At 67.2% G+C, this 10,111-nt stretch carries 9 protein-coding genes; 3 read left to right on the forward strand and 6 right to left on the reverse strand.

The window, feature by feature from the left end:
* Nucleotides 1-186: 186 nt before the first annotated feature.
* The 5 genes from hemH to DTW89_RS17485 all read right to left on the reverse strand — a co-directional run bounded on the left by hemH (nucleotide 187) and on the right by DTW89_RS17485 (nucleotide 5,373).
* On the reverse strand, nucleotides 187-1,308 hold the full coding sequence (hemH, locus tag DTW89_RS17465; protein WP_114656853.1) for a ferrochelatase: 1,122 nt from the start codon (nucleotides 1,306-1,308) through the stop codon (nucleotides 187-189).
* Between the two features lie 95 nt (nucleotides 1,309-1,403).
* The gene (locus tag DTW89_RS17470) at nucleotides 1,404-1,772 is read right to left on the reverse strand and encodes a TraR/DksA family transcriptional regulator (protein ID WP_024815667.1); all 369 of its coding nucleotides are present in this window, start codon (nucleotides 1,770-1,772) and stop codon (nucleotides 1,404-1,406) included.
* A 110-nt stretch (nucleotides 1,773-1,882) separates the two neighbouring features.
* Nucleotides 1,883-2,440 (reverse strand): hypothetical protein, encoded by a 558-nt coding sequence (locus DTW89_RS17475; protein WP_114656854.1) that lies wholly within the window; start codon nucleotides 2,438-2,440, stop codon nucleotides 1,883-1,885.
* Nucleotides 2,441-2,616: 176 nt separating this feature from the next.
* Nucleotides 2,617-4,878 (reverse strand): TonB-dependent receptor, encoded by a 2,262-nt coding sequence (locus tag DTW89_RS17480; protein WP_114656858.1) that lies wholly within the window; start codon nucleotides 4,876-4,878, stop codon nucleotides 2,617-2,619.
* 93 nt (nucleotides 4,879-4,971) lie between these two features.
* Nucleotides 4,972-5,373: a DUF2946 family protein gene (locus tag DTW89_RS17485; protein ID WP_147277678.1), complete on the reverse strand. Its 402-nt coding sequence runs from the start codon at nucleotides 5,371-5,373 to the stop codon at nucleotides 4,972-4,974.
* A 183-nt stretch (nucleotides 5,374-5,556) separates the two neighbouring features.
* Here DTW89_RS17485 and DTW89_RS17490 point away from each other — a divergent pair, with 183 nt between their 5' ends.
* From DTW89_RS17490 to DTW89_RS17500, 3 genes are read left to right on the forward strand one after another with little or no spacing between them, the layout of a single operon-like run.
* Nucleotides 5,557-6,297, forward strand: coding sequence for an HAD family hydrolase (locus DTW89_RS17490; RefSeq protein WP_114656856.1), 741 nt, complete (start codon nucleotides 5,557-5,559; stop codon nucleotides 6,295-6,297).
* Nucleotides 6,298-6,349: 52 nt separating this feature from the next.
* Nucleotides 6,350-7,165: a DUF2189 domain-containing protein gene (locus DTW89_RS17495; RefSeq protein ID WP_442858118.1), complete on the forward strand. Its 816-nt coding sequence runs from the start codon at nucleotides 6,350-6,352 to the stop codon at nucleotides 7,163-7,165.
* Entirely contained in the window at nucleotides 7,162-7,374 is a 213-nt protein-coding gene (locus DTW89_RS17500) for a DUF2788 domain-containing protein (RefSeq protein WP_008906225.1), read from the forward strand. The genes DTW89_RS17495 and DTW89_RS17500 overlap by 4 nt, the downstream gene beginning before the upstream one ends.
* Before the next feature lie 23 nt (nucleotides 7,375-7,397).
* Here the strand turns inward: DTW89_RS17500 and DTW89_RS17505 are convergent, their stop codons facing one another.
* Nucleotides 7,398-10,073, reverse strand: coding sequence for a cation-transporting P-type ATPase (locus DTW89_RS17505; RefSeq protein ID WP_236637195.1), 2,676 nt, complete (start codon nucleotides 10,071-10,073; stop codon nucleotides 7,398-7,400).
* Nucleotides 10,074-10,111: the final 38 nt, after the last annotated feature.

The following is a 10,111-nucleotide window of genomic DNA, read 5'->3' on the forward strand; positions in this document are numbered from 1 at the left end:
GGGCATGGCTGGGTGGTCGGTTTCTTCTGGGCCGCTGTGCGGTGGGGGCACTGTTCGCGTGCATTCGCCACAGTGTGCGCCGTGTGCGGGTGCCGATGCAAATGTGAGTCAAATTGGCCGCCAGCGCTTATCCATCAAGCGCTGGCAGCTATCAAAATAATAGTTTTCAAGCCGGCGGGGCTGCGATCAAGGGGCGCGGCCTGCGTGGGCGGGGCAGGCACCCGCTGGCGCACCGCCCGCCAGCGCGTGGCTGCGTGCGTCGGCCAGCGCGGCGGCGCCGGGCACCTCGGTGGGCCAGCCCGCCAGGTGCTGCTGGGCCACACGGCTGAGCGCGGTGATCCAGTGGTTGTTGTCGTTCAGGCAGGGGATGTAGTGAAACTCCTGCCCGCCTGCATGCAAAAACGCCTCGCGCACTTCCATGTTGATTTCTTCCAGCGTCTCCAGGCAGTCGCTGGTGAAGCCGGGGCACACCACGTCCACGCGCCGGGTGCCCGCCTTGCCCAGCGCTTCGATGGTGGGCTGGGTGTAGGGCTCCAGCCACTTGGCCTTGCCAAAGCGCGACTGGAAGGTGATCTGGTAGTGGTCCTTGCGCAGGCCCAGGCGTTCGGCCAGCAGGCGGCCGGTCTTGAGGCTTTCGCAATGGTAGGGGTCGCCCAGGTGCAGCGTGCGCTCGGGCACGCCGTGAAAGCTCATCACCAGCTTGTCGGGTTGGCCATGGTGTTTCCAGTGGGTTTCGATGCTGAGGGCCAGGGCGTCGATGTAGCCGGGATGGTCGTGGTAGCGGTTGACAAAGCGCAGTTCTGGCACGTTGCGCGTACGGGCGGCCCAGCTGTATACGGCGTCCAGCACGCTCGCCGTGGTGGTGGCGGAGTATTGCGGGTACAGCGGCAAAATCAGGATGCGGGTGGCGCCCTCGGCCTTGAGGGCGTCAAGCTGGCTGGCGATCGACGGATTGCCGTAGCGCATGGCATGGCGCACCAGCACGTTGTGCCCGGCCTGGCCCAGCCAGCCTCGCAGCAGCGTGGCCTGTTTGGCAGTCCACACCGCCAGGGGAGAGCCCTCGGGGGTCCACACGCTGGCGTATTTTTCGGCGGATTTGGCAGGCCGGGTGCGCAGGATGATGCCGTGCAGGATGGGCCACCAGACCAGCCGCGGGATCTCGACCACCCGGTGGTCGCCCAGAAAGTCAGAAAGATACCGCCGCACGGCAGAAGCCGTGGGCTCGTCGGGGGTTCCCAGGTTGCACAACAGCACGGCAGTGCGCTCGGCTTGGCCGTGGGTATAGGGCGGTTCGGTTTGAAAAGGCATGTCGCATTCTCCCGCATGGCAGGGCCGCGCGTGCCGTCACGGGCCTTTGCGCCGGTGCGCTGCGCATCACGCCGGTGTGTTTCGCGGAGGGGGCGTTAGCGTGCCCCGGCGTGGCCTTTGGTCTGTTCCCAGCGTGATTTGCAGGCCACGCAGTGCTGCGTCTGCGGCTCGATCTGGAGGCGTTCGAACGGAATGCTGCAGCCGCATTCGCCGCACAGGCCATAGCTGCCGTCTTCCAGGGCCTCCAGGGCGTGGTCGATGCGCGCCAGGTCGGCTGCATCGATGTTGGTGAGCGCCTGGTCCACCTCGCGGCCCACATTGCCCTGCACGATGCCGTCCTGGTCGGCGGCGGGTGGCGCAAGGTTCTCGCGGTTTTGCTGCATCTGGTCCTGAAGGTCCTTGCGCACTGCCAGCAGCCGGGTCTTGAGTTCCTGGCGTTGGGCGGTGGTCAGTGTTTCGTTCATGGGGTTCTCCTAAGGGGTTGATTATTGGCAGGCCTGTTGTCGGGGCACCGGTCGCGCGCGATGATTGGCATGGTACGGGCGTTTGCTCCGGGGGGCGTTCCGGCGGGTTCCTAGAGCGTCATATTTTCGTGCGACAAAACGGTCTTTTTCACATGCACCGAGATGATGGCCACGACCTCGTCCGGCTTGGCCGGGCGCAGCAGCTGTTCGGATTCGACCGACACCTTGGTGACCAGCGAGTCGTCTTCGAGCAGACAGAAAAAGGGAAGGGGATCTGGCTCGTGGGGCAGTTCTGCACGGCCCTCCATGGCGCCGCGCGGCACGCGCAGGCCGTCGAGCAGGGTTTTCAGGCGGTTGTCGATATCGCCACCGTCAGTGATCAGAGTGCCGCGCGGTTGCTGGCGAAACAGCAGCACCGACAGCTCGGCATACAGGTCCAGCCGCTGGGTGACCAGGGGCGCAAACAGCAGCCCGCCTTTTTCCACGATCACAGAGACCTGGCCCAGCGCGGCCGGGTGGGCCAAAAGCCGTGCGGCGGCGTCCTTGAGCGGACGCTCTTGCCACAGGCGTTGCAGCTGGGGATGCAGGGCGCGGCGGATTTCCCATTTGTGCGAGGACTTGGCGCCCTGTCCGTGCAGGGGACCTTCGTAGATCAAGCGAAATTCCATGGGGGTCCGGGTCTTCTGTGGAGGGTGACGGGGCCTGCCAGTGCAGGAAGCCGTTCATTATGGGCAGGGATCCAGGGCAAAAAAAGCCTCCGGCACCCGTGATCGGGGCGCTGGAGGCCATGATGGAGTAATGCGGCGGCAGATGTCGGGCCCTGCCGCCCCGGCCCTTCAATGGATCAGAACTTCACGGTCACGACTGCGCTGACCGAGCGGCCCATGCCGGGCACGCTCACACCCCACGGCACGGCCGTGGCGGCCATGGTGCGGCCCTGGCCCAGGTAGGCGCCGCCCTGTGGGTGGTTGTAGAAGCGCTCGAACAGGTTGTCGATGCCAAAGTCCAGCCGCACCTGCTTCCACTCGTAGCTGGCGCGCAGGTTCAGCAGGCCGTAGCCTGCAGTGGGCAGCTCGTTGCGCACGGCAGAAAGGCGCGATTTTCCGTCCACCATCAGCACCTCGGCCGTGCCTGTCCAGGCGCCCAGGCGCTGGGTCAGGGCCACGCGCGCGTTCAGCGGCATGATGTTGTAGAGGTGGTCGCCCGTGGTGCGGTTCTTGCCGTTGACGAAGTTGAGCATGCCGCTCAGGGTGAACTGGCCCCACTGCGCACTCTTGCCCAGGTCGGCAAAGCCCGAAAGGTCAAAACCATGCAGGCGCGCATCCTGGTTGGCAAACTGCAGGTAGACAAAGCCCGTGTTGGCCGTCTGGTTGGCGCTGGTGCAGGCCGACATGGCGCCGCTGCCGCTGCAGCGGCGGGCGTCGATGTAGTCGTTCACATAGGTGAGGTAAGGCGTGAACTTCACGCCCCAGCGCTCACCCGTGGCGTCGTGCCAGTCGGCGGTGGCGCTCAGGGTGTTGGCGGTTTCGGGCTTGAGGTCGGGGTTGCCCACGTAACCATTGCCATCACCCACCATGTTGATCATGCGCATGGCCATGCCGCCGGTGGACCAGGTGTAGCGCTCGTAGAGGTTGGGCGAGCGCGTCTTGTGCGCAAAGCCGAACTCGTAGGTGGCGTTGGCGTTGGGCGCATAGCGTGCCAGGGCGGTGAAGTCGATGTTGTTGTCGCTGCGCTTGCGGTCACGGGCGTTGAAGGCATTGGCCTCCATGTTGTAGTTGGCGTTGTAGCCCTGCACGGCGCCGCTGTTCATGCGCACATGGCTGCTGCGCAGGCCCACTTGCGAGAGCCACTGCGGGTTCCAGCGTGACTCCCATTCGCCAAACACGTCAAAGCGGTCGCGCTGGCCGTCGCGTATGTTCCAGAAGGTGTTGGGTGCCATGCCGCCGCCCGAGGGCAGCCACCAGTCGTCCAGGCTGTATTGCTGCGCCTCGGCTCCTGCGCGCAGGGTGTCGCGTTCCGACAGGGTGATGTCGCCCTTGACCCGCACGCCGGTGGTCTTGCCCTCGGTGTCCATGGGCATGCCGGGCACGTTGTTGGCGGGGCCGTACAAGAACTGCTTGTCTTCGCCAAAGTTCATGGCGTGGCGGGTTTTCTCGTGGTAGGCCCGCGCCTGGAGCTGGCCCCAGCTGTACTGGCCCTGGTAGCGCAGGTTGAACTGGTGGCTGTCGTTGCCCGTCATGTCCATGCGCTGGTTGGGGTAGTTCTGGTACGGAATGTCCTGGACACCCAGGCGCATTTCGACAAGGTGCTCATCACTGCGAAAGGCATAGGCAAGCGAATGGTTGCGGGTCTTGTAGCTCGACGATCCCACCTCGTCGCCCCCCAGCCACTGCGCTGGTTTGTCGCTGGCGGCAGGGCCGGCGGCCTTGAAGTCGCGGGCCGCCTTGTAGTTGTCGGACTGGGCGGTGGAGCCGTCGTAGCGCAGGCTCATCTGTTCGGTAGCGTAGGTGGCCGAGAGGTTGAGGCCCATGCCGTCGCCATTGCTGCGATAAAAAGCGCCAGCCTGGCCCTGGACGCGCCGGCCCTCGCCGGCGAGGGCGAATTCGGGCGCGGGCGAGTCGACCTGGATGGTGGCGCCAATGCTGTCACCGCCCACGCTGACCGGGGTAATGCCAGCGAACACACGCACGCTGCCCACGCGCGTGGGGTCGATGTACGACAGGGGCGGATTCATGTGGTTGCCGCAGGCCGAAACCAGATCCATGCCGTCCACCTGGATGCGCAGCCGATCGTCGGCCAGGCCATGCACGCTGGGCAGGCTGGAGACACCGCCCGCGCCAAACAGGCTCACTCCGGGCACGCTGCGCAGCAGGTTGGCGGTGTCGCTGCTGGCCGTGCGGCCAGACTGAAGGGTGCTGGCGTCCAGGTTGCTGGCGCCCACGGGTTCCACAGCGGCCTTGGATGCCTTGATGGTGATGGTCTGGAGTGCGGCCTCTTCTTGTGCGAGGGCCGCAAACGGAAGGGCCGCCAGCAGGGCGCAAAGGGGACGCAGGGCTGCAGGATACGGGCGCCCGCGATGGGCGGGCGAACAGATGTGGGTGTTCATGTCTTTGATACCGAAAGGGATGGGCGCGAACCCATGCAGCAGGGCCGCAGCCACAGGCGGCGGGCACTGCCGAGAAAAATGGGGGTGTTCAGCTCAGGCGGAAGCTGGAGGGGCCTGCGCAGGCGGGCGCAGGTTGGCGCGCCGTGGTGTTGTGGCAACGCTGGAAGGCATTTGGATGCGGTAGAACGCATCTTCCTGAATAGCCGCCACTGCGGTGGGCAGGCTGGGCGGCGTAAAGCTGGCTGCAGCAGCGCTGCAGACCGGGCAGTTCAGCCAGCCGCCCCCGGTGTGGTTGGCCGGTGATGTGTCCGGCGTTTGCCCCGAATGGGTTGCGATCTGTGCCGAGCAGACATCGCTAAAAAGGGCCTGCTCCGACAGCATCTGCCCCCAATGCACCGTGCTCAACTGCACCATCCACAACTGGGCAAAAAGCGCCAGCATGGCCAGCGCCATGGCCAGGTGGTGGTTGCGTGGGCGGGATGGGCGTGATGTCACGCGGCGGATTCTGGCGCCGATGGCAGGTCAGTCACTTGTTATGTATCAAGAATCAAGAGCCACAGAGCAGCGCTGCGGGCGTGTGTCGCAAATCCCTGCAGGCCGCTCCTGTTGGCGGTGTGGGGTATTCTCTGACGGGTCTTTTCCGGGCACTGCCCGCCACCCGCCCTGCATCTATCCACTGTGTCTGCTTCCGTCATCGACATCACCCGCGTCCGCGCCGTCACCCTGGATCTGGACGACACCCTGTGGCCCATTTGGCCCACCATCACCCGTGCCGAGGGGGTCTTGCTGCAGTGGCTGGGCGAGCATGCTCCCGCTACTGCGACCCTGTATTCCGACACCGCCGCGCTGCGTGCCATCCGCAACCAGATGGTGAGCCTGCGCCCCGACTTGCGGCACGACCTGAGTGCCCTGCGCCGCGAGTCCATCCGCCTGGCCCTCACCCAGGCCGGGGACGACGCTGCACTGGCCGAGCCCGCATTTGACGTGTTTTTTTCCGAGCGCCAGCGTGTGGAGCTGTTTGAGGATGCCCACCCGGCGCTCGCCTTCGTGTCGCAGCGCTACCCCGTGGTGGCGGTGTCCAATGGCAACGCCGATGTGCACCGCGTGGGCATCGGCCACTATTTCAAGGCCAGCATCAGTGCGCAGGAGTTTGGCGTGGCCAAGCCCGATCCGCGCATCTTTCATGCTGCCGCCAGCGCCATGGGCGTTGAGCCCCATGAGGTGCTGCATGTAGGCGACGATGCCACCCTCGATGCGCTGGCGGCCATCACCGCCGGCATGCAGGCGGTGTGGTTGAACCCTGCGCAACAAGCCTGGCCCCACGACACGCCGCCCCATGCCACCGTGGCCAGCCTTACCGAGCTGTGCCGTCTGCTGGATGACCCGGCCGCACCCTTTCCACCCGCTTCCTCCCAATAAAACGATGCGCTTTCCCCCGCCCCCATTGCCCGTCGTCCGATCTGTCGGGCTGATGCAACCACTGGCCTGGCTGGCCCTGGGCTGGCGCGACATGGCGCGTGCAGGCTCTATCAGCTTTGCGCATGGCCTGGCTATCACGCTGGTGGGCGCCGCCATCGTGGCCGTGGCCTACAACCGGTTCTGGCTGCTGGCCGGCGCGCTTTCGGGCTTTCTGGTGGTGGCGCCCGTGCTGGCCACCAGCCTGTATGCCCTCAGTCGTGCACTGGAGCAGCGCGAGCCCGCCGATACCGCCGTGGTGCTCAAAACCTGGCTCAACTGGCAACACAGCCATGTCCACAAATGGGGCAACGACTACTGGTGCATGGTGCAGTTTGGTGCCTTGCTGGCGCTGGCCGCCACGGGCTGGGTGGTGACCTCGGCGGCCTTGATCACCCTGCTGGCTCCTGTGCCCATCGAAACACCGCGAGATTTTTTGCTGCATGTGGTGCTGGCCGACGAGGGCTGGTTGTTTGAGTTGTGGCTGGCACTGGGCAGCCTGATGGCCGCGCCCATCTTTGCCTCTAGCGTGGTGGCCATGCCGCTGCTGCTGGACCGCCGCGCCACGCTGCTGCAGGCCGTGCTCACCAGCTGGAAGGCGGTGGTGGTGAACCCGCTGCCCATGGCACTGTGGGCCGCGCTGATCCTGGGCCTGACGCTGCTCGGGCTGGGCTCGATGCTGCTGGGGCTGGTGGTGGTGATGCCCGTGCTGGGCCATGCCAGCTGGCACGCCTACCGGGATCTCGTCGATGCCTCTGGCATGCCCGAGCGCGAGCCTGCCAAGGCTGCCAACGTCGCTAACGTCACTAACGCCAGCGGGGTGGCGCCGTGATCTTTGGATTTACCGAAGCGCAGATATCGGGCTTCTTCCTCACCTACGGGGTGGGCGCGTTCATCCTGTACATGCTGTTCATCATCGGCCAGCTGGCGTGGGAATCCAAAGCCGGGCGGTTTGGCACCTTTGTGCTGTTCCTGGGGCTGGGCGTGGGATTCCTCGGCTATGTGGCCAAGATCGTGATCCAGTGGTGGCTGGAGCGGTAGGCGCGTGAACGGCTCAGCGGGCGTCATGCCCGCGCCATAGCCCGCCAGCGGCGCTGCCCCCACTTTTCCACCTCGGCCACTACAAACACTGCCGCGCCTGCCAGCAGCACACGCCCCCACTCGGCCAGCGTCAGATCCGTGGAGCCGAACACCTGTTGCAGCCAGGCGGCGTGCACAAACGCCAGCTGCATCGCGGCGCACAGCGCGATGGCGGCCGGCACCTTGAGGTTGCCCAGCAGTCCTTCGCGGTTGAGCACGCTGTGCAGGATGTGGCGGCTGTTGTACAGGTAGAACATTTCGGCCACCACCACGGTGCTCACCGCCATGGTGCGCGCCGTGGCAATGGATGCGCCTTGCCCCAGCTCCCACAGGAACAGGCCCAGCGCCGCGCACGCCATCAGCACCGACACCATGGCCAGGCGCCACACGAACAGCCCGGTCAGCAGCGATTCGCCGGGGTTGCGCGGGCTGCGGCGCATCACGTCGTCCTCGGCGGGCTCGAAGGCGAGCGCCAGGCCCAGCGTGCTGGAGGTGACCAGGTTGATCCACAGCACCTGCACCGCCGTGAGCGGCAGCGCCAGGCCGAACGCGATCGCGCAGAACACCACCAGCGCCTCGCCCCCATTGGTGGGCAGCATGAACAGGATGAACTTGCGCACGTTGTCGTAGATGCCGCGCCCCTCGCGCACGGCGCGGCCCAGCGTGGCGAAGTTGTCGTCGGCCAGCACCACGGCAGCGGCGTCCTTGGCGGCCTCGGTGCCGTTGTGGCCCATGGCCACACCCACGTCGGCGCGCTTGAGGGCCGGGGCATCGTTCACGCCGTCACCCGTCATGGCCACCACCTCGCCATGCGCCTGCAGGGCCTGCACCAGGCGCAGCTTGTGCTCGGGGCTGGCGCGGGCAAACACGTCCACGTCGCTCACCACCTGCTGCAGGGCGGTGTCGTCCAGCAGCTCGATCTCGGCGCCGGTCAGCGCGGGCTTGCCGATACCGATGCCCAGCTGGGCGCCGATGGCGCGGGCGGTTTCGCCATGATCGCCAGTGATCATCTTCACGCGGATGCCGGCGGCGTGGCATTCGGCCACGGCGGCCATGGCCTCAGGGCGGGGCGGGTCCATGCTGCCCAGCAGGGCCAGCAGCGTGAAGCCGCCCTCGGCGTCCGAAAAATCCAGCGTCTGCTGGCTGGCGGGCACGGTTTTGGTGGCCAGGGCCAGCACCCGCAGCGCGCGGGCCGCGCAGTCGTTGGCGGCGCGGCGCCAGTGGTCGTGGTCCAGGGGCTCGTCGGTGCCGTCTGCGCGGCGCTGGGCGCTGCACATGTCCAGCACGCGCTCGGGCGCGCCCTTGACCAGCACCATCGCGTGGCCCGCGTGGTCGTGGTGCAGCGTGGCCATGAAGCGGTGCTCGGACTCGAACGGAATCGCGTCGGTGCGCGGGTGTTCGGCGCGTTCGCTGGTGGCGTCCAGCCCCGCCTTGAGCGCCAGCGTGAGCAGGGCGCCTTCGGTGGGGTCGCCGGTCAGCGTCCAGCCGGTGTCGCCATGGGCCAGCGATGCGTCGTTGCACAGCAGCGCGGCCTGGGCCACCGGCAACAGTGCCGGGTGGTCGCCCAGGGGCACGCTCTGCCCGCCCAGGTGAAAGCCGCCCTCGGGCGCGTAGCCCGTGCCGCTCACCTCGTACACCCGGTCGGCGGTCGCCACGCGCTGCACGGTCATGGCGTTGCAGGTCAGCGTGCCGGTCTTGTCCGAACAGATCACGGTGACCGAGCCCAGCGTTTCCACCGCGGGCAGGTGCCGGATGATGGCGTTGTGCGTGGCCATGCGCCGCACGCCCAGCGCCAGCGTGATGGTCATGATCGCGGGCAGGCCTTCGGGGATGGCCGATGCGGCCAGCGCCACGGCCATCATGAACATCTCGGCCGGTGCCTGGCCACGCCACCACACGCCAATGGCAAACGTGGCCACCACAAACACGCCGATCACCGCTGCCAGCCAGTGGCTGAACCGGGCAATCTGGCGCAGCAGCGGGGTTGTGGCCGCCTCCACCGTGGCCAGCAGGGCGCTGATGCGGCCCAGCTCGGTGCGGGCCCCCGTGGCCACCACCACGCCCACCACCGTGCCCGAAGCGACCAGCGTGCCCGAATACAGCATCCCGCGCCGGTCGCCTACGGGCGCGTCGGCGGCCACAGCGTCGGGGGTTTTCTCACTCGGCACCGACTCGCCCGTGAGCACGGCCTCGTCCGCACGCAGGTTGCGGGCGCTGACGATGCGCAGGTCGGCCGGCACCTTGTCGCCCGAGGCCAGCATCACGATGTCGCCCGGCACCAGCTGCTCGGCCGCCACCATCTGGCGCTCGCCGCCGCGCAGCACCGAGGCCTGCAGCGACAGCATGCGCCGGATGGCATCCAGCGCCGATTCGGCCTTGCCTTCCTGCAGAAACCCGATCACCGCGTTGATCACCACGGCCCCCAGCAGCACACCCGTGTCCAGCCAGTGCCCGAGTGCCGCCGTCACCAGGGCCGACGCGAGCATCACGTAGATGAGCACGTTGTGGAACTGGTGCAGCAGGCGCAGCCACGCGGGCCGCCCGCGCGACTGCGGCAGGCGGTTGGGGCCGTGGCGGGCCAGGCGCAGGGCGGCTTCCTCCACGGTCAGGCCCCGGTCGGCGCTAGCGCCCAGCTGCTGCAGCGCGGCGCTGGCCTCCAGGCTGTGCCAGACGGTGGCGGTGTCGGCCGGGGCCTGAC

It is taken from the genome of Acidovorax sp. BoFeN1 (assembly GCF_003345135.1).
In the GTDB taxonomy this organism is placed as follows: domain Bacteria; phylum Pseudomonadota; class Gammaproteobacteria; order Burkholderiales; family Burkholderiaceae_C; genus Acidovorax; species Acidovorax defluvii.